This is a genomic window from Sphingomonas flavalba (assembly GCF_047553045.1).
GTDB lineage: Bacteria > Pseudomonadota > Alphaproteobacteria > Sphingomonadales > Sphingomonadaceae > Sphingomonas_L > Sphingomonas_L flavalba_A.
Genome location: NZ_CP180208.1, coordinates 468,552 through 491,076 on the forward strand (window position 1 = coordinate 468,552; position 22,525 = coordinate 491,076).

25 protein-coding genes are annotated in these 22,525 nt (G+C 68.9%); 10 read left to right on the top strand and 15 right to left on the bottom strand.

Annotated elements, in window-relative coordinates; translation table 11 throughout:
* The first annotated feature begins 17 nt into the window (after nucleotides 1-17).
* Entirely contained in the window at nucleotides 18-1,799 is a 1,782-nt protein-coding gene (locus ACMT1E_RS02220; RefSeq protein ID WP_414901973.1) for a putative bifunctional diguanylate cyclase/phosphodiesterase, read from the top strand.
* Here the strand turns inward: ACMT1E_RS02220 and ACMT1E_RS02225 are convergent.
* The 4 genes from ACMT1E_RS02225 to ACMT1E_RS02240 are packed head-to-tail and all read right to left on the bottom strand — an operon-like array spanning nucleotide 1,780 to nucleotide 4,698.
* On the bottom strand, nucleotides 1,780-2,976 hold the full coding sequence (locus ACMT1E_RS02225; protein WP_414901974.1) for a CCA tRNA nucleotidyltransferase: 1,197 nt from the start codon (nucleotides 2,974-2,976) through the stop codon (nucleotides 1,780-1,782). The genes ACMT1E_RS02220 and ACMT1E_RS02225 overlap by 20 nt on opposite strands.
* Nucleotides 2,964-3,581 carry a CoA pyrophosphatase gene (locus ACMT1E_RS02230; protein WP_414901975.1) on the bottom strand — a complete coding sequence of 206 codons (618 nt, stop codon included), beginning with the start codon at nucleotides 3,579-3,581 and terminating at the stop codon, nucleotides 2,964-2,966. Before ACMT1E_RS02230 ends, ACMT1E_RS02225 begins: the two co-directional genes overlap by 13 nt.
* On the bottom strand, nucleotides 3,578-4,144 hold the full coding sequence (locus ACMT1E_RS02235; RefSeq protein WP_414901976.1) for a DUF1285 domain-containing protein: 567 nt from the start codon (nucleotides 4,142-4,144) through the stop codon (nucleotides 3,578-3,580). Before ACMT1E_RS02235 ends, ACMT1E_RS02230 begins: the two co-directional genes overlap by 4 nt.
* A gap of 38 nt (nucleotides 4,145-4,182) precedes the next feature.
* The gene (locus ACMT1E_RS02240) at nucleotides 4,183-4,698 is read right to left on the bottom strand and encodes a GNAT family N-acetyltransferase (RefSeq protein WP_414901978.1); all 516 of its coding nucleotides are present in this window, start codon (nucleotides 4,696-4,698) and stop codon (nucleotides 4,183-4,185) included.
* A gap of 166 nt (nucleotides 4,699-4,864) precedes the next feature.
* Here ACMT1E_RS02240 and ACMT1E_RS02245 point away from each other — a divergent pair, with 166 nt between their 5' ends.
* Nucleotides 4,865-5,248 (top strand): dihydroneopterin aldolase, encoded by a 384-nt coding sequence (locus ACMT1E_RS02245; protein ID WP_414901980.1) that lies wholly within the window; start codon nucleotides 4,865-4,867, stop codon nucleotides 5,246-5,248.
* Nucleotides 5,245-6,006 carry an SDR family oxidoreductase gene (locus ACMT1E_RS02250; protein WP_414901981.1) on the top strand — a complete coding sequence of 254 codons (762 nt, stop codon included), beginning with the start codon at nucleotides 5,245-5,247 and terminating at the stop codon, nucleotides 6,004-6,006. The genes ACMT1E_RS02245 and ACMT1E_RS02250 overlap by 4 nt, the downstream gene beginning before the upstream one ends.
* Before the next feature lie 27 nt (nucleotides 6,007-6,033).
* Here ACMT1E_RS02250 and ACMT1E_RS02255 read toward each other — a convergent pair whose 3' ends face one another.
* Entirely contained in the window at nucleotides 6,034-6,819 is a 786-nt protein-coding gene (locus ACMT1E_RS02255; protein WP_414901983.1) for a hypothetical protein, read from the bottom strand.
* A 296-nt stretch (nucleotides 6,820-7,115) separates the two neighbouring features.
* On the opposite strand from ACMT1E_RS02255, the gene ACMT1E_RS02260 reads away from it, so the two are divergent.
* The 4 genes from ACMT1E_RS02260 to ACMT1E_RS02275 all read left to right on the top strand — a co-directional run bounded on the left by ACMT1E_RS02260 (nucleotide 7,116) and on the right by ACMT1E_RS02275 (nucleotide 9,670).
* The gene (locus ACMT1E_RS02260; protein ID WP_136161110.1) at nucleotides 7,116-7,766 is read left to right on the top strand and encodes an energy transducer TonB; all 651 of its coding nucleotides are present in this window, start codon (nucleotides 7,116-7,118) and stop codon (nucleotides 7,764-7,766) included.
* Nucleotides 7,767-7,842: 76 nt separating this feature from the next.
* Entirely contained in the window at nucleotides 7,843-8,643 is an 801-nt protein-coding gene (locus ACMT1E_RS02265) for a MotA/TolQ/ExbB proton channel family protein (protein WP_414901984.1), read from the top strand.
* Nucleotides 8,644-8,730: 87 nt separating this feature from the next.
* A complete protein-coding gene (locus ACMT1E_RS02270; protein WP_414901986.1) occupies nucleotides 8,731-9,210 on the top strand; it encodes an ExbD/TolR family protein in 480 nt (159 codons plus the stop codon).
* 28 nt (nucleotides 9,211-9,238) lie between these two features.
* Entirely contained in the window at nucleotides 9,239-9,670 is a 432-nt protein-coding gene (locus ACMT1E_RS02275; RefSeq protein WP_414901987.1) for an ExbD/TolR family protein, read from the top strand.
* Nucleotides 9,671-10,784: 1,114 nt separating this feature from the next.
* Here ACMT1E_RS02275 and lexA read toward each other — a convergent pair.
* From lexA to ACMT1E_RS02305, 6 genes are all read right to left on the bottom strand, one after another.
* On the bottom strand, nucleotides 10,785-11,438 hold the full coding sequence (gene lexA, locus ACMT1E_RS02280) for a transcriptional repressor LexA (RefSeq protein WP_414901989.1): 654 nt from the start codon (nucleotides 11,436-11,438) through the stop codon (nucleotides 10,785-10,787).
* Between the two features lie 85 nt (nucleotides 11,439-11,523).
* The gene (gene trpC, locus ACMT1E_RS02285) at nucleotides 11,524-12,306 is read right to left on the bottom strand and encodes an indole-3-glycerol phosphate synthase TrpC (protein WP_414901990.1); all 783 of its coding nucleotides are present in this window, start codon (nucleotides 12,304-12,306) and stop codon (nucleotides 11,524-11,526) included.
* Nucleotides 12,303-13,304, bottom strand: coding sequence for an anthranilate phosphoribosyltransferase (gene trpD, locus ACMT1E_RS02290; protein WP_414901991.1), 1,002 nt, complete (start codon nucleotides 13,302-13,304; stop codon nucleotides 12,303-12,305). The genes trpC and trpD overlap by 4 nt, the downstream gene beginning before the upstream one ends.
* Nucleotides 13,301-13,885: an anthranilate synthase component II gene (locus tag ACMT1E_RS02295; RefSeq protein WP_414901992.1), complete on the bottom strand. Its 585-nt coding sequence runs from the start codon at nucleotides 13,883-13,885 to the stop codon at nucleotides 13,301-13,303. The genes trpD and ACMT1E_RS02295 overlap by 4 nt, the downstream gene beginning before the upstream one ends.
* 58 nt (nucleotides 13,886-13,943) lie before the next feature.
* The gene (locus ACMT1E_RS02300) at nucleotides 13,944-15,443 is read right to left on the bottom strand and encodes an anthranilate synthase component I family protein (protein WP_414901994.1); all 1,500 of its coding nucleotides are present in this window, start codon (nucleotides 15,441-15,443) and stop codon (nucleotides 13,944-13,946) included.
* Nucleotides 15,440-17,380: a peptidyl-prolyl cis-trans isomerase gene (locus ACMT1E_RS02305; RefSeq protein ID WP_414901995.1), complete on the bottom strand. Its 1,941-nt coding sequence runs from the start codon at nucleotides 17,378-17,380 to the stop codon at nucleotides 15,440-15,442. The genes ACMT1E_RS02300 and ACMT1E_RS02305 overlap by 4 nt, the downstream gene beginning before the upstream one ends.
* Nucleotides 17,381-17,581: 201 nt before the next feature.
* On the opposite strand from ACMT1E_RS02305, the gene tpiA reads away from it, so the two are divergent.
* The 3 genes from tpiA to ACMT1E_RS02320 all read left to right on the top strand — a co-directional run bounded on the left by tpiA (nucleotide 17,582) and on the right by ACMT1E_RS02320 (nucleotide 20,557).
* Nucleotides 17,582-18,286 (top strand): triose-phosphate isomerase, encoded by a 705-nt coding sequence (gene tpiA, locus ACMT1E_RS02310; protein ID WP_414901996.1) that lies wholly within the window; start codon nucleotides 17,582-17,584, stop codon nucleotides 18,284-18,286.
* 74 nt (nucleotides 18,287-18,360) lie between these two features.
* A complete protein-coding gene (gene secG, locus ACMT1E_RS02315) occupies nucleotides 18,361-18,834 on the top strand; it encodes a preprotein translocase subunit SecG (RefSeq protein WP_414901998.1) in 474 nt (157 codons plus the stop codon).
* 91 nt (nucleotides 18,835-18,925) lie between these two features.
* On the top strand, nucleotides 18,926-20,557 hold the full coding sequence (locus ACMT1E_RS02320) for a CTP synthase (RefSeq protein WP_414902000.1): 1,632 nt from the start codon (nucleotides 18,926-18,928) through the stop codon (nucleotides 20,555-20,557).
* 158 nt (nucleotides 20,558-20,715) lie between these two features.
* On the opposite strand, the gene ACMT1E_RS02325 is transcribed toward ACMT1E_RS02320, so the two are convergent.
* The 4 genes from ACMT1E_RS02325 to ACMT1E_RS02340 all read right to left on the bottom strand — a co-directional run bounded on the left by ACMT1E_RS02325 (nucleotide 20,716) and on the right by ACMT1E_RS02340 (nucleotide 22,492).
* Nucleotides 20,716-21,522, bottom strand: a complete 807-nt coding sequence (locus tag ACMT1E_RS02325) for an HNH endonuclease (RefSeq protein ID WP_414903251.1) — start codon at nucleotides 21,520-21,522, stop codon at nucleotides 20,716-20,718.
* 21 nt (nucleotides 21,523-21,543) lie between these two features.
* On the bottom strand, nucleotides 21,544-21,876 hold the full coding sequence (locus ACMT1E_RS02330) for a hypothetical protein (protein ID WP_414902002.1): 333 nt from the start codon (nucleotides 21,874-21,876) through the stop codon (nucleotides 21,544-21,546).
* A 76-nt stretch (nucleotides 21,877-21,952) separates the two neighbouring features.
* Nucleotides 21,953-22,081 carry a hypothetical protein gene (locus ACMT1E_RS02335; protein WP_414902003.1) on the bottom strand — a complete coding sequence of 43 codons (129 nt, stop codon included), beginning with the start codon at nucleotides 22,079-22,081 and terminating at the stop codon, nucleotides 21,953-21,955.
* A 99-nt stretch (nucleotides 22,082-22,180) separates the two neighbouring features.
* Nucleotides 22,181-22,492, bottom strand: a complete 312-nt coding sequence (locus tag ACMT1E_RS02340) for a transposase (protein ID WP_414903252.1) — start codon at nucleotides 22,490-22,492, stop codon at nucleotides 22,181-22,183.
* Nucleotides 22,493-22,525: the final 33 nt, after the last annotated feature.

Below are 22,525 nucleotides of genomic sequence, written 5' to 3' on the forward strand. Positions count from 1 at the left end.
GGCCTAGGGCGTTTTTGATGCGTCCGAACCGAAAATACGGTATCCAGCCGCCGATGGATCACACGGAAGACAGCGTCGGCGTCGCCGATCTGCCGCCGGTGTTGCGCGACAAGCTGATGCGGGCGCGCAGCCTGTTTCTCGATGCGATGCCGCTGGCGGCGGCGGTGATAATCCAGACCGGCGGCGCTGCGCCGGAACTGGGCGTCAGCAATCGGCTTTTCCAGGTGCTCGATGCCGCCGATCCCGCCGGCAAGGGGCGCGGCATCGTCGCACGCAGCGGGCTTGGCCCCCGAATGGAAGCCTTCCTCGCCGGCACGGACGAGACTCAGATGCTCGACTGGGTCGATGGCGACGAGGTTGTCGGCCGCCAGTTCGAGGTGCGGCTGTCGCGGCTACACACGCTGGACGCGCCGGCGCCGCGCGGCCTGATCACCCTGATCGACCGGACCAGCGAGCGCCAGGCGCACAAGACGCTGCGGCTGGAAATGCTGCATGACGCGCTGACCGGCCTGCCCAACCGCGCCGGTTTCAACGAACGGATCGAGGCACTGATCGACGAGGGCGACGATCACGCCGACCATGCCGTACTGATCGTCGACGTGCGGCGATTCAGCCGGATCAACGAATCGATCGGGCCGATCGCCGGCGACGAACTGCTGATCACCGTCGCCCGGCGGCTGATGGCGGTGCTGCGCGCCGGCGACGTCATCGCCCGCACCGGCGGCAATGAATTCGGCCTTCTGGTCCGTCTCAACAACGGCATCGCCGATGCCGAACATATCGCCCGGCGCATCGCCGGCATTTTCGCCGATCCGTGCCGCCTGTCGGAACTGGAGATCAGCATCGATTGCGCGGTCGGCGGCGCGCTGTTCGACCCGCGCTGCGACCTGGCCGAAACCGTCCGCCGCGCCCAGTTCGCGGTCAAGGCGGCCAAGGCCAGCGGCCGGTTCGAGGTCTATCGTTCTTCGGCCTCCAATCTTGCCGCGCACCGTTTCGCGCTGGAAACCGAACTGCGCCGGGCGATCGAGCAGGATGCGCTCAGCCTCGCCTTCCAGCCGCTGATCGATCTTGCCACCGGCGCCGTTTCGGGGTTCGAGGCGCTCGCCCGCTGGCAGGTCGACGGGCGCGACGTGCCCCCGAATGAATTTATTCCGGTGGCAGAGGAATCGGGCCTGATCCGTCCGCTCGGCCGCTGGGCGCTGGACAGCGCGCTGCGCGCCCTTGCCGACTGGGACCGGCAGGCCGGCGCGCCGCTGCCGATCTCGATGGCGGTCAACATTTCGCCGATTCAGATCGTCAGCGACAATGTCGCGGCGGCGGTGGCCGCCGCGCTCGCCGCCCACGGCATCGGCGGCGAACGGCTGGTGCTGGAACTGACCGAAAGCGCGATCATCGCCGACCCGGACCGCGCCGCCCAGACGCTCGGTTCGCTGAAAGACCTCGACGCGACGATCGCGATGGACGATTTCGGCACCGGCTTTTCCAACCTCGCGCTGCTCCAGCGGCTGCCGATCGACATATTGAAGATCGACCGCAGCTTCGTCACCGACATGCTGGTCGACCGGGACAAGTCGGCGATCGTCCGCGCTATCCTGTCGCTTGCCCAGGCGCTCGGCATGGAAACCATCGCCGAGGGCATCGAAACGCTGGAGCTGTCGCAACTGGTCGGCGCGCTCGGCTGTACACGCGGGCAGGGCTATTACTATGCCCGTGCCCTCAATGCGGATGAGGCATGGGCCTACTGGCGCGAACGCCCGTCGCCGCGCCGGCCCGGTCTGGTTACTCCGCCGTCCGCCTGACCACAGCGTCGGCGATCGCCGCGACCCGCGCCGCGTCGGGAAAGCCCTCCGCCACCCACTGTTCCTCGATCTCGCGCAGCGCCCGCGCCACCGCTGGCCCGGCGCTCAGCCCGCGCGCGACCAGCGCGCCGCCGCCTATCGGCAATGCCGGGCGCTGCCAGCCGGTCAGCGCCACCGCCGCATCCGTTTCCCCGCCGATCAGCAGCCGGTCGATCGCCGCCTCGCGCCCCAGCCGGTAGCCGATCCGTTCCGGCACCGTCTCGGCACAGGGGGCCAGCACCAGCGCGGCGCGCTTGCGGATCGCGTTGGACAGTTTCAGCCGGGCGAGGATCGCGTCGGCGGCGGCCGGGTCGCCGGGCAGCAGCGCGATCAGCCGGCGGACGCGGTCGGGGGGGATGCCGGCGGCCGCTTCCGCCGCGACCAGCGCCGCCAGCCGCTGTTCGCCGCATTCGTCGATCTCCGGCAGCACCGGGGTCAGGATCGCGCGCGCGCGCATCAGCGCGATCGGCGCGGCCGGGTCGTGCCCGGCCAGCATCTTCAGCAACTCGTCGGCGATCCGTTCGCGGGACAGCGCCATCAGGTCGTTGGCGCGTTCGGCGCAGGCGGCATAGCCCTCGGCGTCCGGCGCGCCGTCGCCGAAGCGGGCGTGGAAGCGGAAGAAGCGCAGGATGCGCAGATGGTCCTCGGCGATCCGGGTCAGCGGGTCGCCGATGAAGCGGACCCGCCGGGCGGAGAGGTCGGCTTCGCCGCCGAAATAGTCGAACAGCGCCCCGCTCGCCGGATCGGCATAGAGCGCGTTGATCGTGAAATCGCGCCGCGCCGCATCCTCGCGCCAGTCGTCGCTGAACGCGACCGTTGCCCGGCGCCCGTCGGTCGACACGTCGCGGCGCAATGTCGTCACCTCGACCGGTCCGTCGTCCAGCACCGCGGTGATCGTGCCGTGGGCAAGGCCGGTCGGCACCGCTTTCAGCCCGGCGGCACGGATGCGGTCGCGCACGTCCTCCGGCCGCAGCCGCGTTGCCAGGTCGAGGTCGGCGACCGGCAGCCCCAGTAGCGTGTCGCGCACCGCCCCGCCGACGAAGCGGGTCTCGCCCGCGCCGGCATCGAGCGTGGCGAGCAGCCGGTCCAGCCCCGGCCGGTGGCGCCAGGGCGCGTCGGGCAGGGTCAGATCGGCCATGCCAGCCGCCTGCCGAGATTGACCAGCATCGCCGCCGTCGCCCCCCATATCCGGTGCCCGTTCCAGATGATCTCGTGGTAATGCCGCGTCCGCCCGCGCCATTCGGCGCTCAGCTCGGTCTGGTTGCCCGGCTCCAGCAGGAAGGCGAGCGGCACCTCGAACCAGCTTTCGACTTCCGCCGCGCTCGGGTGCAGCGGCAGGTCCGGCGGGACGACGCCGACGACGGGCGTCACGTCGAAACCGGTGATCGTGCGATAAGGGTCGACAGTGCCGATCACCGACACGGCGGTACGGGGCAGGGCGATCTCCTCTTCCGCCTCGCGCAGCGCGGCGGCGACCGGGCTGGTGTCGGTCGGGTCGATCCGCCCGCCGGGCAGGGCGATCTGCCCGGCATGCTGACGCAGCGTCGCGGTGCGCCGGGTCAGGATGACGCCGGGGTCCGGCCGTTCGGTGATCGCGACCAGCACCGCCGCCGGCACCGGCGCCGCCGGTGCGCCGGCGACCAGATCCATCGTGTCGCTGGCGATTAGCGCGACGTCGCGATCGTGCGCCGTCGCCAGAGCGGCTGCCAGACGGTCGGCAAGCGATGAGGCGGGGGCGATCATGTCGTCGGGAACGGAAAGAACACGCCGTCGCTCCACACGCCGGGCAGGGCGTCGCCATCGTCGAGCGCCAGCGCCGCCAGTTCGTAGTAGACCGCGCGGGCGACCAGCGCCTCCAGTCCGCCGCGCACCGTCAGGTAGGGGCGCGGCCCCGTCCCGGTCTCGGCGAAGCGCAGCGGGTGTTCCGCCCCGGCGACAACGCCGTCGCCGGTGTTCAGCCGGAAGGCGAGCCGCCGGTCGCGGCCCTGTCCCTCGCTTTTCAGCTCGACCGCGACGAACGGCGCGTCGTCGACGGCGATGTCCAGCTTCTCGACCGGGGTGACCAGCACATAGCCGCCGTCCGGCTCGCGGCGCAGGATCGTCGAAAACAGCCGGACCATCGCCGGGCGGCCGATCGGCGATCCCTGGTGGTACCAGGTGCCGTCGCTGGCGATCCGCATCTCGCTGTCACCGCAATGCGTCGGGTTCCAGCTGTCGACCGGCGGCAGGCGCCGCGCCTCCGCCAGGCGGGCGATCTCGGCAAGCGACAGGCCGGCAAGATCGGCAAGGGGCGGCTGGCTGGACATGCCCCAGCCATAGCCGCGCCGCCCCCGGATGCAACCGCTCAGCCGGCCGGCGCGTCGGTGCGGGGCAGGATCGCGCCGTCGGCGGCGACGCGGCGGCCGGGGCGCAGCCGGGCGAGCAGCCGCCGCCGTTCGACCGGGCCGTCTATCGACCAGCCGCCGGTCGCATCGGCGGTGAAGCCGAAGAAGCGGCCGTAATATTCCGGGTCACCGATCATCATCAGCGCGTCGGCGCCGGGCAGGGCGCTGGCGTCGGCGGCGGCGATCAGCGCGGTCATCAACGCGCGGCCGATGCCGTGCTGCTGGTGCGCCGGCTCGACCGCGACCGGGCCGACCATGACCAGCGGGTCGTCGTCCAGCCGTACCGGCCAGCTCTGCACGCTGCCCAGAAACCGCCCGGCCGCGTCGGTCGCCGCCAGGCTCAGCGCCGGGATGCAGCGGGTGCCTGCGCGCAGGCGATAGGCGGTTCGCCCGTGCCGGTCCGCGCCGAACGCGCGGTCGAGCAGCGCTTCGACCTCCGCGTCGGGAATGGCGGACAGCGGCACGATGGAAACCATGGCAGGAACCTTCACAATCGGGGCATGGACGCCCGGCGCCGCGCGCTCTAGAGCCTTTTCAGGTCGGGGAAACGTGGGAACCGATCGCGCTCTAGCGCCGCGTCGGCGAAAGGGAAGCGTGAATCCGGCCGCCCGTCCGCATCGCCCGCCGCAAAGAGGAACGCGAATGATCGAGACTGCGGAAGACCTGCTGCGCCTGGAGGTCAGCGACATCAGCATCGCGCTGCTGACCGGCATCCTGTCGGAAGAAACCAAGCTGCCTCAGCCGCTGCGCATTTCGGTCACCGCCGACCTGCGCTGCCCGGACCGGTTCGCGCCGGACACGCCGCTGACCGCGTCGAAAAACTATCTCGACCTGAAACGCGCGGTGACGGAAGCGATCCCGCGCGACGTCCATTTCGGGCTGATCGAATCGATCGCCGACCACATCGCCGACACCCTGTTCCTGCAGGACCCGCGCGTCCGCCGCGTCTCGGTCAAGATCGTCAAGCTCGCCATCTCCCACAACGGCGAATCGATCGGGCTGACGATGGTCCGGCACGCGCCATGAAACTGGCGCTGGTCACCGGTGGCTGCCGCCGGCTCGGCGCGGCGATCGCCGGGCGGCTGGCGGAGGACGGCTATGCGCTGGCCCTGCACGCCAGCGGCGACGGCGGGTTCGAACCGGGGCTGGCCGAACGGATCGCCGCGGCCGGCGTCGCGGTCGAACGCTTCGCCGCCGATCTGGCGGACCCGGCGGCGGTGGCGGCGCTGCCCGAACAGGTGCGCGCCCGTTTCGGCATGGCGCCGACGCTGCTGGTCAACAACGCGGCCCGTTTCGAGGAAGATGACGCCGGCACCGCGACCAGCGCCGGCCTCAACGCCCATCTGGCGGTCAACGCGGTCGCGCCGTTCGCGCTGACCCTGGCGCTGGCGGCGATGGCCGGCGGTGCCGCGCCGCTGACCGTCGTCAACATCCTCGACGAACGCATCGTCAACCCGCACCGCGACCAGCTGTCCTACACCTTGTCGAAGCAGTTGCTGGCGGAAATGACCCGCACCCTGGCCCGCGCGCTGGCACCGGCGGTGCGGGTGTGCGGCGTCGCGCCGGGACTGACCCTGCCGACCGCCGATTATGTGCCGGAACAGGTCGACCGGCTGGCGGCGATGATGCCGCTCGGCCGCCTGTCCAGTCCGGCGGATGTCGCCGACGCGGTCGCCTTTCTCGCCGGTGCCGAATCGACGACCGGCCAGATCCTGTTCGTCGACGGCGGCGCCAGTCTGACCGCCTTCGACCGCGACTTCATCCACCTCGGCAAGGCGCGCTGACCGGCGGCGCCTGGACGGGCCGCGGGCTTAGTCCCGCTGGCGGTTGCGCTCGCACGGGCCGAGCTGGCGGATCACCACCCGATAGTCGGCGCGAATCATCTCCGCCTGTGCCGGGTCGGCGCCGGCCAGCGCTCCATACGGCAGGGCGCGGGGCAGGCCGCAGGCCAGCCGGTACCAGAGCAGGCTGGCCGGGGGCGGCGGCGCCGCCGCTTCGTCGACGATCTCGCTCAGCGCGACCGACCAGCCGGGCGCCGTGCCGGGCCGGCGCAAGACGCTGAGCGAAACCGGCCGGTTATCGGCGGTCCGCAGGAAAATCTGCGTTTCGCTCTCCCCCGGCAGGTTGCCGGGCACGTGGAACGCGTTGCCGACACCGGTGATCGGCGGCGGCGCGCCGGGCGCGGTCGCTTCCTTCAGGATCGCGCGCAGCGTCGCCTCGGTTTCCGCCGCCCAGGGCAGTTGCGCATCCGGGGCGACGAGGCGCAGGTCGGCGCCCTGCGCCCCGGCGGCGAGAAGGATGACCGGCGCCTTTTTCAGCTTGGGCGGCCGGCCCCGCGAATCGAGCGGCAGGTCGACGAGATAGTTTATGGTTGAAGGGATACCATTGGCCCCGCGAATCAATGTCGTCACGGTGACGGTCACGTACAGCCGGGCCATGCCGGGGGGTGTTCCGGCCGCCTGTTCACCCTTCAGCCGGACGGTTTTCGTCACCGTCCCCGACAGCACGATCGGGGCGGCCAGGGCCAGATCGGCCAGGTCGGCATAGGTGTAGCGCGGCGCCTCAACGCCGACGTTAACCGATTGTTTATCAGTCATTTGGGCGGCATGTGTGCCGGTTGCTGCCAACAGCAGCGCCAGGGTCGTCAATATGCGCATCGGTCCTCCGCCGTCTCCGTCCGCTCCGGGCGGTGCGGTGCAGCATTACTGCCATAACCAACTGCGATACTCAAAGGAGGGACAAAGCGTTTGCGTTCGGACGTTGTTGCGCGATAGACAACCCGCCTCCGCCGGATGAGATCATAATGCAGGGCGGACCGGGGTTGTTGCCAATTTCGTCGCGGTCGCGCTGATGCGGCGGCCGTGGCAGGGGTAAGAGGGAGTGTCGTTTCTGAATGGCCTACGCTGACCAGAAAATGGGTGGCGGCAAGATCGGGGCGATTGTCGTCGTCCTGCTTCTTCACGCTGTCCTCGGCTATGCGTTCGTCACGGGTCTCGCGTTCAACGTGATTAAGAAGGTCCAGGAGGACCTGAAGACCTTTGACGTCGCGGATGAGCCGCCGCCACCTGAAGAGCCGCCGCCGCCGCCGCCGCCGGACCAGCCGCTTCCGCCGCCACCGGTGGTTGCGCCCCCGCCGATCGTGCAGGCGCCAACCGTGACCGCTGCGCCGGTCATATTCACCCAGCCGGTCGCGCGGCCTGAGCCGCCGAAACCGCCGCCTCCGCCGCCTCCGCCACCCCCTCCGGCGATCAGCAAGGCTGCGGCTGCTTCGGGTAATCCGGCGAACTGGATCACCGATGCTGACTATCCGCCCGGCGCCCAGCGTCGCGAGGAGCAGGGCACCAGTGCCATTGCCTGGGAAATCAACGAGCAGGGCCGCGTGGAAAATTGCCACGTGACGGATTCAAGCGGTTCCAAGGAACTGGATGATGCCGCTTGCAGGTTGATCACCCGTCGCGGCCGTTACAAGGCGGCGCTCGATCAGGCGGGAAATCCCATTCGCTCGACGTCGTCGCGGCGCGTGCGGTGGGTGCTGCCGAAATAACGACCGGCCAACCTGGCCCGGCGGGCCAGGTTGGCTTTGATGCTCAACAGACATAAGCACTTGTGAGGAAAGCAATATGTTGATCCAGCTCATGGCCGCCGCCGGCGCGGCCGCCCCCGCGGGGGAGAACCCGTACGGCCTGGTCCCGGCGCTTCAGCAGGGCGGTATCATCGCCTGGGCGACCTTCGTTATCCTGGTCGTCATGTCGGTCTTCTCCTTCTACATCCTGTTCACCAAGCTCTATGAACAGCAGCGCATCCTCAACCAGACCCGGCGTGTCCGCGCCAGCTTCTGGAACCTGACCAACCTGAAGGACGGCGCGGCGAAGCTGGAGAAGAACTCCGCCTATCGCCAGATCGTCGACGACGCGATCGCGGCGCAGGAACAGCACGCCAAGCTGACCGACAGCTCGATCGAGGCTCATGACTGGATGGACGCCGCGCTCGGCCGCAGCCGTGCTCTGGTTTCGTCCAGCCTCGAAGGCGGCGGTCTGCCGTTCCTCGCCACCGTGGGTGCGACGGCGCCGTTCATCGGTCTGTTCGGGACCGTGGTCGGCATCTACCGCGCGCTGATCAAGATCGGCCTCGCCGGTCAGGCGTCGATCGACGCGGTTGCCGGCCCGGTCGGTGAAGCGCTGATCATGACCGCGCTCGGTCTCGTCGTCGCCGTTCCGGCGGTGCTTGCCTACAACTGGCTGCAGCGTCGCAACAAGGTGATCGCCGAGGATCTGGCCGGTTTCGCGTCCGACGTGCAGAGCTACCTCAGCTCCAGCGGCAACGTCCGCCCGGTCGCGGCCAAGGCTGCCGCCCCGGCTCGTCCGGCCGCCGCTGCCCCGGCCCGTCCGGCTGCGCCGGGCAACACGCCGCCGAAGGCCTGATCGTATAAAGGGGCGGGTGCCCGGCACCCGCCCCCTCCGCCCGTTCGCGGGCGGGCGATAAGAATGTGACGGATAGGATCCTAGACTATGTCTTTCTCTGTCGGCGAAAATACAGACGTGCCGATGTCAGACATCAACACGACGCCGCTCGTCGACGTCATGCTGGTGCTTCTGATTATCTTCCTGATCGCCGTGCCGGTTGTGATCCAGTCGGTTGACGTTAAGTTGCCCGACGTGCGTTTCGATCCGACCACGACGAAGCCGGAAAACGTCTCGCTGTCGGTCAAGGCCAGCGATACCGGTGCGTGCGAGGTTTATTGGAACCTGACGCGGGTGGACTCGACGGACCTGCTTAATCGCGCGGTCGACAAGCTGCGGCTGGAGATCGAGAAGCAGGGCGGCCCTGACGCGCCTGGTCTCGAACTGCCGGAAGTCCATATTCGCGGCGACGTGAACACGCCCTACCGGTGCATCGGTGGGACGATCTTCACGATGCAGCGGGCTGGCTTCGCGCGCGTCGGCTTCATTTCCGAACCGCCGCCGGGCGGCTCTGTCGCGCGTCTCTGACGAACCGGCTGCCAAGGAGTAACGACACATGGCAATGAGCGGTGGCCGCGACGACGGCTCCCCGATGATGGAAATGAACACGACGCCGTTGATCGACGTCCTGCTCGTTCTGCTCATCATGTTCATCATCACCATCCCGATCCAGACCCACGCGGTTAAGATCGATCTTCCGGCCAATTCGGACCAGAAGAACCCGCCGCCGGTCGAACCGGACAAGAACCAGCTCAGCATCGACGCCCGTGGCGTCGTGCTGTGGAACGGTTCGCCGATCGACCTGGTGACGCTGCGCCAGTATCTCGACCGGACCAAGGTCATGACGCCGGAGCCGGAACTGCACATCCAGCCGGATCCGCAGGCCCGCTACGAGGTCGTCGACCGGGTTCTGGCCGTGGTCAAGCGCTCGGGCGTGACCAAGATGGGCTTTGTCGGCAACGAACAATATGCGGTGTTCGGCAAGTAACATCTGCGTCCGCTAGCCGGATGAACGGATAACCATCGGCAAGGGCGGTCCCGCAAGGGGCCGCCCTTCTGCTATACGCTGTGTCCACCCCGCCCGCATCAGTATGGCCACGCGCTGCCGCGCACGCTGGTCCGCCAGCCACGGATCGCCATCACGCGATTATCGGGCGTCAGTCTGCCACCAGGGCGCAGGGCGCCTGGCACGGTCACCCCCCAAACCTGTGCCATCCGCCCGCCGCCAGCCACCTGGCGCCGCCAACCGCGCGTGATATGGGGTTGCCTCGCAGACCAACGTCGCACCGTCCTTGTGCGCGGCGGTGTTGCCGGCCGAAATCCATGCGCGCTGAAAGCCGGGGCGATGAACGCCGCCCGGTCGCCGTCCGGTGCCGGCACCGCGACAGCCATCCACCCGTCGGCCACGCGCAGGCTGCGCTTCACACCCAGCCTGCGCCCCCTCCTGCGCGCCCCTGCGAATGGCCGCGCCGCGATGCATGGCCCCGAAGCCGGGAAGCACGCGCGGTCGGGGCCGTCGACAGGGGGGCTGTACGGCAAACCGAAATCGCCGCTTCTGGACATGCGGTGGGGGGCCGGGCGGGTCACCCGCCGCCGGTATGCGTCGCGCCTACCCATCCGTCCGATACCGTCCGGTATCGTCGGGAGGAGGCGCGGGCAATCAACCGCTACACCCCGTACAGGGGCGGTGGTCTCCGTACCTAAGCTGGGGCCTTTCCCCGGTGCGGCGCGCCGTGCCCGGTGTCGGGCAAGCAATAGCCGTCGCCTGCTGAACAGGTCGTCGTTGCAAACGCGCCACCGGGCACACGGCAATTACCACCCGAAATCCGCAATAGGCCGTTGAACCGTGCGGACAGCACCGCTTCCTCGCGCGGACGACAGCGCGGACCAGCATCGCCGCAATGCTGTCGGCGGCACTTGCTTCCGTGACGGCCGGTTCTAAATCCTCCGGTGCCGGTAACAGCCGTGGTCAAGTGCAGCCACCGCCGGGCGCCGCCCGGTCACTCCACGCCTCGCTACTCCACGCCCCGCCGCGCCGGTCATCTCGTCCGGGGGCACGCCAGCGCCGACGCCTGCGTCGCGGCGGGCCACCGCGTGAGCGTTTAGTAGCGGCGCAGCAGCCCGGCCAGTTGGCCCTGCACGCGGACCTGGTCGGGGTGGTAGCGTTGCGGGTCATAGGCGCGGTTCGCCGGGTCGAGCCGGACCATCGCGCCTTCATGGCGATAATATTTCAGCGTCGCTTCGCTGTCGTCGATCAGCGCGACAACGATCTGGCCCTCGCGCGCGCTGTCCGCCCGGCGGATCAGCGCATAGTCGCCGTCGAGGATGCCGGCATCGACCATCGAATCGCCCGATACCTCCAGCGCGTAATGCTCGCCATTGCCGAGCAGCGCCGCCGGCACCGACAGCATGCTCTGCCCTTCCAGCGCCTCGATCGGCAGGCCGGCGGCGATGCGGCCGTGCAGCGGAATCTCCAGCACGTCGTTGGCGGCGATCGGCGGTGGGGTCGGCGCCGGGCGCGCGGTACCGGTGCTCTTCGCCCGTTCCGGCACGCGCAGCACCTCCAGCGCGCGGGCGCGGTTGGGCAGGCGGCGGAGATAGCCGCGCTCGACCAGCGCATTGACCAGCCGGTGGACCCCGGACTTGGATTTCAGCTCCAGCGCCTCCTTCATCTCCTCGAACGAGGGCGACACGCCGCCTTCGCTCAGCCGGTCGTGGATGAAGCAGATCAGTTCATGTTGCTTGCGCGTCAGCATGGGGCATCTCCGCTGGAACGAACGGAGAACGTGTAGGAAACATTGGCCCCGGCGTCAAGCGTGGGCGTGGCGCCGCCGCGAAAACCTACCGGCCAAGCAGCCGCCGCGTCGCCGCCTCGACGTCGCTCTCGCGCATCAGCGCTTCGCCGACCAGAAAGCAGCGCACGCCGTGGGCGGCCATTGCGTCAAGGTCGGCGGCACTGCCCAGGCCGCTTTCGGCGACGAAGGTGCAGCCGGCCGGCGCCCGGCCGACCAGCGCATAGGTCCGTTCGAAATCGACCGAGAAGTCGCGCAGGTTGCGGTTGTTGACGCCGATCAGCCGCGATTGGAGCCTGAGCGCCCGCTCCAGTTCCGCCGCGTCATGGACTTCGACCAGCGCATCCATGCCGTGCTCGATCGCCGCCGCCTCTATCTCCGCCATCTGCCCGTCATCGAGGGCGGCGGCGATGATCAGGATCGCGTCGGCGCCCATCGCGCGCGCCTCCACCACCTGCCACGGGTCGACCATGAAGTCCTTGCGCAGCACCGGCAGGGTGCAGGCGGCGCGTGCCGCGACGAGATAGCTGGCATGGCCCTGGAAATACGGCGTATCGGTCAGGACGGACAGGCAGGCGGCGCCCCCCGCCTGATAAGCGCGGGCGTGGGCCGCGGGGTCGAAATCGGCGCGGATCAGTCCCTTGGACGGGCTGGCCTTCTTGATCTCGGCGATCAGCGCGTGGCCCGGCATCGCGTCGAGCGCGGCGCGAAAGCCGCGCGGCGCCGTCTGCCCGGCAATCGCCGCGTCCAGCTCGGCGAACGGCCGCGCGACCTTGCGGCGGGCAACCTCCGCCCGCGTCGTGGTGCAGATCATGTCGAGCATGTCGGTCATCGGCAGGTTTCGATCCAGCAGTCGAGCAGCGCCTTGGCCAGCCCGCGGTCGATCGCCTCGGCCGCTTCCTCCGCGCCCTCGGCAAGCGTCGCGGCATGGCCGGCGACAATCAGCGCGGCGGCGCTGTTCAGCAGCACGGCGTCGCGATACGGGCTGGCCTCGCCGGTCAGCAGTGCGCCGAGTGCGGCGGCATTGAATGTCGGGTCGCCGCCGCGAATCGCGTCCAGCCCGTGGCGGGGCAGGCCGGCGTCCTCCGGCATCACCGTCACCGTGGCGCTGCCGCACGTGCCAAGCTGGACCATCCGGCTCGGCCCGGCGATCGACAGTTCGTCCAGGCTTTCCTCGCCGGACACGATCAGTGCCGCTTCGGCGCCGAGCTGGTCGAGCGCCCCGGCCAGCGTCGGCAGGTAATCGACCCGCGCGACGCCGATCAGCTGGCGGGTGACCCGCGCCGGGTTGGCGAGCGGACCGAGCAGGTTGATGATCGTCCGCCGCCCGATCGCCCGCCGCACCGGCGCCAGCCGGCCGAGCGCCGGGTGGTGGGTCTGGGCGAACAGAAAGGCGATGCCGATGTCGCCCAGCGTCTCCTCCGCCAGTTCCGACGCGCGCGCCAGGTTCAGGCCCAGCGCCTCCAGCGTGTCGGCCGCCCCGGCCTTGGACGAAGCGGCGCGGTTGCCGTGCTTGGCCACCGGCACGCCGCACGCCGCGACGACAATGGCGACGGCGGTGGAAATATTCAGGCTGTGGGCGCCGTCGCCGCCGGTCCCGCACACGTCGATCGCCCCGGCCGGGGCCGAAACCGGAATCATCCGCGCCCGCATCGCCCGCGCGGCGGCGGCGATCTCGGTGCTGGTTTCGTCGCGCACCGTCATGCCGACCAGAAAGGCGGCGACGGCGTCGTCGGCACAGCGCCCGTCAAGGATCGCGTCGAACGCCGCGCGCGCCGTCTCGGCATCCAGCGGCGTCGTCGGGTCGGGCAGCCGTGTCGTGACGGTCATGCCGCGACCGCCGCGCTCACCCCGGCAATCCGCAGGAAATTGGCGATCAGCGCGTGACCATGCTCGGTGGCGATGCTTTCCGGGTGGAACTGCACGCCGTGGATGGGCAGGCTCTCATGCCGCGCCGCCATTACGCTGCCGTCCGGCGCGGTCGCGTTGACGACCAGCGGCGGCGCCAGCCCGTCGACGATCAGCGAGTGATAGCGCGTCGCGGTGAATGGAGAGGGGAGGCCGGCGAACACGCCGCTGCCGTCATGCGCGACCGGAGAGGTCTTGCCGTGCATCAGTCCGCCGCGCACCACCCGCCCGCCGAAATGCTGGCCGATCGCCTGATGGCCAAGGCAGACGCCGAGCAGCGGCCGCCCCGCCTCCGCGCAGGCGGCGACCAGCCCCAGCGAAATGCCGGCGTCGTCCGGCGTTCCCGGCCCCGGTGAAATCAGGAACCCCGCCGCCCCGGACGCCATCGCCTCGTCGACGCTCAGCGCATCGTTGCGCACCACCCGCGTCTCCGCGCCCAGTTCCATCAGGTAATGGACCAGGTTCCAGGTGAAGCTGTCATAATTGTCGACGACCAGGATCATGCCGCCGCCCTTAGCCGCGCGACCGCCCGCTTGGCAAACGCTGGCGGGCGGTAAATGGCTACTGCCCGAACCCCGCTTCCCCGGCGATGCGGGCGGCTTCGCGGGCGGCGGCGAACAGGGCGCCGGCCTTGGCCTCGCATTCGCGCTGTTCGGCCGCCGGGTCGCTGTCGGCGACGATGCCGGCGCCGGACTGGACGTGCATCACCCCGTCCGTGACCACGGCGGTGCGCAGCACAATGCACGAATCCATCGATCCATCGGGAGAAAAATAGCCGACACCGCCGGCATAGGCGCCGCGCGTTTCCGGCTCCAGTTCGGCAATGATCTCGCAGGCGCGGACCTTGGGGGCGCCGCTGACCGTGCCGGCCGGGAAGCCGGCGAACAGCGCGTCGAGCGCGTCCTTGCCGGGCGCGATCCGCCCGACGACGTTCGACACGATGTGCATGACGTGGCTGTAATATTCGACCGCGTAGCTGTCGGTCACCGTCACGCTGCCCGCCGCCGCGACCCGGCCGACGTCGTTGCGGCCCAGGTCGAGCAGCATCAGGTGCTCGGCCCGCTCCTTCGGGTCGGCGAGCAGGCTGGCGCGGTTGGCGGCGTCCTCGGCGGCGGTGCGGCCGCGCGGGCGGGTGCCGGCCAGCGGGCGGATCGTCACCTCGCCGTCGCGGGCGCGGACCAGGATTTCCGGCGAACTGCCGATCAGCGCGAAGCCGGGCAGGTCGAGGTAATAGAGGAAGGGCGACGGGTTGACCCGGCGCAGCGCGCGGTACAGCGCGAATGGGGGCAGGATGAATGGCGTGGTGAAACGCTGGGCCAGCACCACCTGAAAAATGTCGCCGGCGGCGATATGCGCCTGCGCGCTGGCGACCATTTCGGCGTAGCGCCCGGCGGGCAGAACCGGCGTCGCCGCGATCTCCGGCAGGGCGGCGGGCGCGGCCTCGGCGGGCAGCGGCCGCGCCAGCCGGGCCATCGCCGCCTCGATCCGCTCGACCGCCGCGTCGACCCCGCCGGCTGCCTCCGGCCACACCGGCGCGACGAAGAACAGCTCGTCGGTCAGCCGGTCGAAGATCAGGATCAGCGTCGGCCGGGCGAACAGCATGTCGGGCAGGGCAAGCGGGTTGGGCGCCGGGCGCGGCAGCTTCTCGACCAGCCCGATCGTCTCATAGCCGAAATAACCGACCAGGCAGGCCAGCGCGCGCGGCAATTCCGGCGGCACCTCCATTCGGCACGCGGCGACCAGCGCGCGCAGCGCCGACAGGGCGCCGCCCTCGGCCGGCTCGAACGCCTGCCGGTCGGTCAGCCACTGGCGGTTGATCTCGGCGCGGTCGCCGACGGCGCGGAACAGCAGATCGGGCGCCAGGCCGATCAGGCTGTGCCGGCCGCGCGTCTGCCCGCCCTCGACCGATTCGAGCAGATAGTCGCCGCGGCCCGGCTCGATCAGCTTCAGCGCGGCGGAAACCGGGGTTTCGGTGTCGGCGATCCGCCGCCGCCAGACCAGCGCCGGGCGACCGGCGGCCAGCGCCGCGCGCGCCGCTGCGTCGCCCGCGCCGTCCGTCACTGGTTGGGGCCGCCGACCAGCTCGCGTTTCAGCCGCTCGACCACCGCGGTGTTGTGGGTCGCGCCTACCGCCGCGCGCGCTGCCGCGGCGAACTGCATCGCATATTCCTGACCCAGCACCTGCGAGAACTGCGCCCGTGCCGCCGATACCAGGTCCGGCCGGCCGGTTGCGTTGCCCGGTTTCACCCGGTCGAGATAGACGACGTACCAGCCCCTGCGGTCGGGCGCTTCCAGCGGCTTGGCGGTTTTCGCGGCCATGCTGAACAGCAGGGCCATTTCCGGGTTCGCCCGCTGGCCGGGGCGCATGATGTCCTGCCGCTGGCTGCCGATCGCGGTCGGCGCGGGCAGCGGGGTGCCGGCTTCGGCGAAGGCCTGGGCCAGCGTGCTGCCGCCCTTGACCTTGGCGATGGCCGCGTCGGCGATCTTGCGTGCCGCCTCCATGCCGCGGTCGGCGATCAGGTCGGCGGTGACGCGCGCGCGGATCTGGGCCAGCGGCGGCGGGGCGGCGGCGATGATCTGGTCGAGCGCGACGAGGACGAACAGCTCGTTCGATACCGCCTGCTCGACGGTCGGGTCGTCGCCCTGTTCGGATGCGAAGGCGGCCTTGGCGGCGGCGGCGACTTCCGGCGTCACCGGGGCATCGGGCGCGGCCGGGTCGACGCCGCTCGCCAGCAGCGGCGGCGTGGTCTTCGCGGTCAGGCCGTTGGCCTTCACCGCCTCGTCAAAGGTCGCGCCCTCCGCTACCGCATCCTCGATTCGCGCAACGATGTCGGACAGCGCCTGATCGGCCTTCTGCGTTTTCAGCGCGGCGGCGATTTCGTCGCGCACCTGGTCGAGGCTGCGCGCCGGCGTCGCCTCGATCGCGTCGACGCGCACGACATGCCAGCCGATCGCCGACTTGGCCGGCGTCACCACCGTGCCGGCGGGCGAAGAGAATACGGCGGCGGCAAGGGAAGCATTGCTCTGCGGGGTGAAGCCCTCGCGCGTCTGCTTGTCGAGCACGGCGGCGGCAAAGCCGGCGGCTTCGGCGGCGGTGGCAAGCGGAGTGCCGGCGCCCGCCTTGGCGGCGATCGCCTTCGCCGTGGCCTCGTCCGGCACGATGACCTGGCTCAGCCGGCGGGTCTCGCGGGCGGCGTAGCGCGCCTTCTCGTCCTGATAATATTTGGCGATTTCCGCCTCGGTCGGCGCCGCCCCGGCGGCGGCGGCGGCGCGGGCGATCGTCGCATAACGCACGGTGCGGCGTTCCGGCACGGTGTAACGCATCGCGTTGCGCTGGTAGTAGGCGGCGATATCGGCATCGGTCGGCGCCGTGGTCTTGACCGCGCTGACCGGCACGAAGCCCAGGCTACCGGCCCGTTCCTCAAGCAGCATCGACGCATAGGGGGTGACCAGGCCGAACGGCGCGCGGGCGGCGCCCGACGCCGGCGTCATCAGCAGGCTGGTCATCGCCTCGCGTGACAGTTCGGCGCGGAACTGGGCCTCGGTCATCCGCGTCTGGTTCAGGAACTGGTCGATCGCGGCGCGGTCGACCGATCCGTTGAACGCGCGGAACAGGGGAATGCTGGCGATCTGCCCGTCTTCCAGCTTGCGGCTGACCAGCATGCCCTGGCTGCGGGCGAATTCGCTGAGGGCGACGCTGTCGACCAGCTGCGCCAATATGTCCTCCACCCCGCCGGCCGACACCAGTTGCTGCATGGTGATGTCGGGCCGGTCGCGCCGGGCGAGGTCGAGCTGGCGCTGGATGCGCTGGGAAAACTCGGTCGCGTCGATCTTCTGCTTGCCGACCGTGGCAAGGGTGGTGCGGCCGCCGCCGCCGTCACCCATCTGGTAACTGCTCATGTCGGCCATGGCGAAGCCGACGGCGATCGCGACGACGAAGATGCCGACGAAGAACAGGCCGATCTTGGAATTGGTCAGGCCGCGGAAAAATGCAAACATGCGGTATCCGTCGCTGCGATTGGATCAGGAAGTCGAACCATGCTTTAGGGGGCGCGCCGGGCGGCATCAAGCGCCGGGACGAATATCGCCCGCCGGGCACGTCGCCTCTTCATTTTTCCGGCGGGACGGGGGAAAGGGGCGGATCGGCTGACCAAGGGAGGACGGATCGTGCTGAGGACGCTCGTTGCTGGCAATTGGAAGATGAACGGCAGCACGGCCGCGCTGGCGGAAGTCGACGCGATCGCGGCGGCGGCGCGGGCGCATCCCGGCGTCGATGTCGCGCTGTGCCCGCCCTTCACCCTGATCGCCGGCGCCGCCGGGCGCGGGGTGCCGATCGGCGGGCAGGACGTTCATGCCGCCGCGTCGGGCGCGCATACCGGCTGCGTCTCCGCCGCGATGCTGGTCGAAGCGGGGGCCGAACTGGTCATCGTCGGCCATAGCGAGCGCCGCGCCGACCAGCACGAAACGGACGCGGAGGTCCGCGCCAAGGCGGAAGCGGCGATCGCCGCCGGGCTGACCGCGATCGTCTGCGTCGGCGAGACAGAGGCGGAGCGCGACGCCGGCAACGCCGTCGCCGTCGTCTCCGCCCAGCTCGCCGGCTCGCTGCCCGCCGCCGCCGACCGGCTGGTCGTCGCCTACGAACCGGTCTGGGCGATCGGCACCGGCCGCACCCCGTCGATCGATGACGTGGCGGAAATGCACGCGGCGATCCGGGCGGCGCTCACCGGCGCCTATGGCGATGTCGGGCGGGGGGTGCGGATTCTCTACGGCGGGTCGGTCAAGGCGTCGAACGCGGCGGCCTTGCTCGGCGTGGCCGACGTCAACGGCGCGCTGGTCGGCGGGGCCAGCCTGACCGCGGCGGATTTCGTGCCGATCATCGTCGCCGCCGGCGAAAGCCGTGGTTGAACCACGGCCGCCAATTCGCTAAGGCGGCCGCCATATCCGGCGCCTTTCGCCGCCCCCTATCCGCAAGAGCACGCATGTTCACTTTTCTCCTCGTCGTTCAGGCCATCGTTGCCGCCGCGCTCGTCGGCATCATCCTGATGCAGAAATCGGAAGGCGGCGGCCTCGGCATGGGCGGCGGCGGCAGCCCGGCCGGGCTGATGTCGGCGCGCGGCGCGGCGGACTTTCTGACCCGCGCCACCACCGTGCTGGCGACGATCTTCATCCTGCTCAGCATCACGCTGGCCTTCGTCGCCGCGCATTCGCGCAAGACGACGGAAATCGATACCAGCCTTGCCGCCCAGGCACCGGCCGCGCAGCAGCAGGGAGAGGCGCCGCCGCTCCCGGTGGACGATCCGCTCGCCGCCGCGGCAGAGCAGGCGACCGGCGGCGGTGCCCCGGCACCGGTCGCGGCGCCTGCGCCTGCGGCATCGCCCACCGCCGCGGCGACTCCGGCGCCAAAGGCCGCCGCCACCCCGACGCCGGCGGCTTCGCCCACCTCCACCAACTGATCGGCCGCACCCGGCCGCAGCGAATTATTCGTCGCAAGACGGATAACGCCGCTTGTCGTCGGGTATGGTTCGCGGCTAGGCATCAACTCCCATGGCGCGGTTCATTTTTATCACCGGCGGCGTGGTCTCCTCGCTTGGCAAGGGTCTCATGGCGGCATCGCTCGCGGCGTTGCTGCAGGCGCGGGGCTATCGCGCCCGCATCCGCAAGTTCGATCCCTATCTGAACGTCGATCCGGGGACGATGAGTCCCTATCAGCACGGCGAAGTCTATGTGACCGACGACGGCGCGGAAACCGACCTCGACCTTGGCCATTACGAACGCTTCACCGGTGTGCCGGGGCGGCAGAGCGACAACGTCACCTCCGGCCGCATTTACCAGACGATCATCCAGCGCGAACGGCGCGGCGACTATCTCGGCGCGACGGTGCAGGTCATCCCGCACGTCACCGACGCGATCAAGGCCTTCGCCCAGGCGGATACCGACGATGTCGACTTCGTTCTGTGCGAAATCGGCGGCACCGTCGGCGACATCGAATCGCTGCCGTTCATCGAGGCGATCCGCCAGCTCCGCAACGACATCGGCCGCGAAAACACCGTGTTCGTCCATGTCACGCTGGTGCCGTTCATCGCCGCCGCCGGTGAGCTGAAGACCAAGCCGACCCAGCACAGCGTGCGCGAACTGACCAGCCTCGGCATCCAGCCGGACGTGCTGGTCTGCCGCTGCGAACAGCCGCTGCCGGACAGCGAGCGCGCCAAGATCGCGCTGTTCTGCAACGTCCGCAAGGAAGCGGTGATCCCGGCGCTCGACGCGCCGAGCATCTATGCCGTGCCGCAGGCCTACCATGCCGAGGGGCTGGACCGCGAAGTGCTGCGCGCCTTCGGCATCACCGCCAACGACAGCCCGGACCTGTCGCGCTGGTCGGAAATCGTCAGCCGCCTGTCCAACCCGGAAGGGGAGGTGACGATCGGCGTCGTCGGCAAATATGTCGGTCTGCCGGACGCCTATAAGTCGCTGCACGAGGCGCTGGTCCACGGCGGCATCGCCCACCGGGTCAAGGTCAATGTCCGCTGGCTGGACGCGGAACTGTTCGAGCATGAAGACGCGCTCGCCGCCCAGCTTGAGCCGATGCACGCCATCCTCGTTCCCGGCGGCTTCGGCGAGCGCGGGTCGGAAGGCAAGATCGCCAGCGTCCGCTTCGCCCGCGAACGCAACGTGCCGTTCTTCGGCATCTGCCTCGGCATGCAGATGGCCTGCATCGAAGGCGCCCGCAACCTCGCCGGCATTGCCGATGCGTCGACGACTGAATTCGGTCCGACGCCGGAACCGGTGGTCGGTCTGATCACCGAATGGATGTCGGAAGAAGGCCTGCAGAAGCGCGAGGCCGGCGGCGATCTCGGCGGCACGATGCGGCTCGGCGCCTATCCGGCAACGCTTGCCGGCAACAGCGTCGTCCGCGCGATCTACGGCACCGACGAGATCAGCGAGCGCCACCGCCACCGCTACGAAGTCAACGCCCATTACCGCGACGCGCTGGAGGCGGGTGGCCTCGTCTTCTCCGGCATGTCGCCGGACGGCACCCTGCCGGAAATCGTCGAGCGGCCGGACCATAGCTGGTTCGTCGGCGTCCAGTTCCACCCGGAACTGAAATCCAAGCCGTTCGATCCCCATCCGCTGTTCGCCAGCTTCATCGGCGCCGCCGTCAAGCAGTCCCGGCTGGTCTAACCCGCCGGCTGCGACCAACGCCCGCGTTCGGACGGCAGCAAGGAGCCGATCAGGTCCCACTCGGCATCCGACAAGTCTCCGCGACCCATGACTGCTCCCAAAAAAGCAGCCTTGAATCAGAACCCGGACCAATTGGGGATCCCTTTTGTCAACGCGGGCTAGGGCCGCCCCCCGTCGTTCCACGCTCGAAGCTCCGTCAGGCCATAGGGCAGCATCCTGTTCGGGTTGCGATGGGCGCGGCGGTGGCATAGGGGGCACAGCACTATCAGGTCTGATGCCCGTGTCTTTCGCGGCCCGGCCAGCAATGGATGCGGGTGGTGGGCGTCGAACATGGCGCGGTCTGAATGCTGAAAGCCGCAAGCCTCGCAGGCATGGATGCCCCCATGCACTTCGGCATTCTTCGCCAGCGCGGCCTTTGCGATGCGGGAACTGCGCTCCACCTTCCGTTGCATCTGCCACATCGCTTCCCCTTCCGGGGACGCGGCGAAGGCAGCAATCTGCCCGGTGTCCACGTCCCCGATAATGGCATGGTCGCTCCGGTAGGCGTATCGTGCCCATGCAATCCAACCATCATCCCATTGGATTTTCAGGGTGTCCCGGTGCTCCCTGAAAGTGTCCAGCAGGGTCAGATGATACAGGTCGGCTTCGCGGCCCTTATCCGCCCCCGGTGGCATCCCGGTCATCGGGCATAGCCAGTCTATTTCTGCTCGGTCCCCAAGGCTGGCGGAATACAACCCGACGAACAGCGTTTCATTCGCCGGGTTGGATACGAAGCTGGCCCAATAGGGCGATTGGAACAGGGCTTTGCCGGGGGCTTGCGTGCTCTGGTATCTATCAAATGAACCATCGCGCCGCTGCCACAGGTCATAGGGGGTAATGCCCAAACGCGCCTTGCCACTATGACGCAGCAAGGTCACTTGCGCTGGATCAATTGTGTTCGCGCTCAACAATTCATTGAACGTCACCAAGATATGTTCCCCTGCTTGCTAGCCCCGAACCTGCTGCCAGCTTGCGCCAATTCCAAAATCCCATAGGTTGCCGTCACTATCTATGAACTCATTTATTCCAGAAGATAGGCGCCTAGTGCAAAAATACTCTCCAGATTCCAGCACGGTAAAGAGATATGACATGCCCAGCGGTATGTTGTCTGTTACATCATATCCGCCAAATTTCCTCTGAACTGCGATGTATCTCTTTCCGTTACTCTCAACGGGGACGATGACGCATTTATCGTATTTTTTAGCTTCGGACGGAGTAGGTGTGACTGCTGCGATTAGAGAGAGGCAGAGAACGCCGACCTTTGAAATCGGGTTTTTCATGCCGTTACCTCCCTATAAAACGCCAATAAACATGCGCCGCCTTATGGGTGGTAAATCCTACCGTCCTGCTAAGTCACTAGGCTGCGTTGACAAAAGACTTCAACCATAGGCGTGCGCCTGCAAGGTTAAGAAAGCTTTTGAAGGATAGGGTGGTCTTGTCGTAGCGCGTGGCGATGCGGCGCTGTTGCTTGAGCTTGCCGAACATGCGTTCGATCCGGTTGCGATCCTTGTAGAGACGATAGTCGGGATGTTCGGGGACCTTTCGGTTCGAGCGTGGCGGGATGATCGGCAGGCCTCCCCCGGATCAGCAGGCTTTCCCGGAACGGTCGCCATCATAGCCTTTGTCCGCTAGCAGTGCCTTGGGTGCCCCGACAGGGATTTGCATCAGCGGTTCGGCGGCGGTGTAGTCTGACGCTTCGCCGCCCATCAGGATGAAACCGAGAGGCAGTCCCTGATTGTCGCAGCGGACATGGACTTTGCTCGTAAAGCCGCCGCGTGATCGACCAAGAGCGTTCGCACAAGCCCCCCTTTTCTCCGCCCGCTGCCGGACCCCCCTCGTCCTTGCGAACCCGCACCGGCAGCGCGGCCAACCCTCGCTTTCCTTTATCCCGCGCAGCCTTTAAGCAGCCCGGCCGCCAGATCTGCGCCT

Bases quoted from the DNA above. Each gene is read 5' to 3' on its own strand.
- secG (WP_414901998.1), top strand. From the start codon at position 18,361: ATGTTCACTTTTCTCCTCGTCGTTCAGGCCATCGTTGCCGCCGCGCTC.
- trpC (WP_414901990.1), bottom strand. From the start codon at position 12,306: ATGACCGACATGCTCGACATGATCTGCACCACGACGCGGGCGGAGGTT.
- ACMT1E_RS02225 (WP_414901974.1), bottom strand. From the start codon at position 2,976: ATGGCCGATCTGACCCTGCCCGACGCGCCCTGGCGCCACCGGCCGGGG.
- ACMT1E_RS02275 (WP_414901987.1), top strand. From the start codon at position 9,239: ATGGCAATGAGCGGTGGCCGCGACGACGGCTCCCCGATGATGGAAATG.
- ACMT1E_RS02245 (WP_414901980.1), top strand. From the start codon at position 4,865: ATGATCGAGACTGCGGAAGACCTGCTGCGCCTGGAGGTCAGCGACATC.
- ACMT1E_RS02260 (WP_136161110.1), top strand. From the start codon at position 7,116: ATGGCCTACGCTGACCAGAAAATGGGTGGCGGCAAGATCGGGGCGATT.
- ACMT1E_RS02270 (WP_414901986.1), top strand. From the start codon at position 8,731: ATGTCTTTCTCTGTCGGCGAAAATACAGACGTGCCGATGTCAGACATC.
- ACMT1E_RS02220 (WP_414901973.1), top strand. From the start codon at position 18: ATGCGTCCGAACCGAAAATACGGTATCCAGCCGCCGATGGATCACACG.
- tpiA (WP_414901996.1), top strand. From the start codon at position 17,582: ATGAACGGCAGCACGGCCGCGCTGGCGGAAGTCGACGCGATCGCGGCG.
- ACMT1E_RS02255 (WP_414901983.1), bottom strand. From the start codon at position 6,819: ATGACTGATAAACAATCGGTTAACGTCGGCGTTGAGGCGCCGCGCTAC.
- ACMT1E_RS02250 (WP_414901981.1), top strand. From the start codon at position 5,245: ATGAAACTGGCGCTGGTCACCGGTGGCTGCCGCCGGCTCGGCGCGGCG.
- trpD (WP_414901991.1), bottom strand. From the start codon at position 13,304: ATGACCGTCACGACACGGCTGCCCGACCCGACGACGCCGCTGGATGCC.
- ACMT1E_RS02230 (WP_414901975.1), bottom strand. From the start codon at position 3,581: ATGATCGCCCCCGCCTCATCGCTTGCCGACCGTCTGGCAGCCGCTCTG.
- ACMT1E_RS02240 (WP_414901978.1), bottom strand. From the start codon at position 4,698: ATGGTTTCCATCGTGCCGCTGTCCGCCATTCCCGACGCGGAGGTCGAA.
- lexA (WP_414901989.1), bottom strand. From the start codon at position 11,438: ATGCTGACGCGCAAGCAACATGAACTGATCTGCTTCATCCACGACCGG.
- ACMT1E_RS02305 (WP_414901995.1), bottom strand. From the start codon at position 17,380: ATGTTTGCATTTTTCCGCGGCCTGACCAATTCCAAGATCGGCCTGTTC.
- ACMT1E_RS02265 (WP_414901984.1), top strand. From the start codon at position 7,843: ATGTTGATCCAGCTCATGGCCGCCGCCGGCGCGGCCGCCCCCGCGGGG.
- ACMT1E_RS02330 (WP_414902002.1), bottom strand. From the start codon at position 21,876: ATGAAAAACCCGATTTCAAAGGTCGGCGTTCTCTGCCTCTCTCTAATC.
- ACMT1E_RS02295 (WP_414901992.1), bottom strand. From the start codon at position 13,885: ATGATCCTGGTCGTCGACAATTATGACAGCTTCACCTGGAACCTGGTC.
- ACMT1E_RS02320 (WP_414902000.1), top strand. From the start codon at position 18,926: ATGGCGCGGTTCATTTTTATCACCGGCGGCGTGGTCTCCTCGCTTGGC.
- ACMT1E_RS02335 (WP_414902003.1), bottom strand. From the start codon at position 22,081: ATGTTCGGCAAGCTCAAGCAACAGCGCCGCATCGCCACGCGCTACGAC.
- ACMT1E_RS02235 (WP_414901976.1), bottom strand. From the start codon at position 4,144: ATGTCCAGCCAGCCGCCCCTTGCCGATCTTGCCGGCCTGTCGCTTGCC.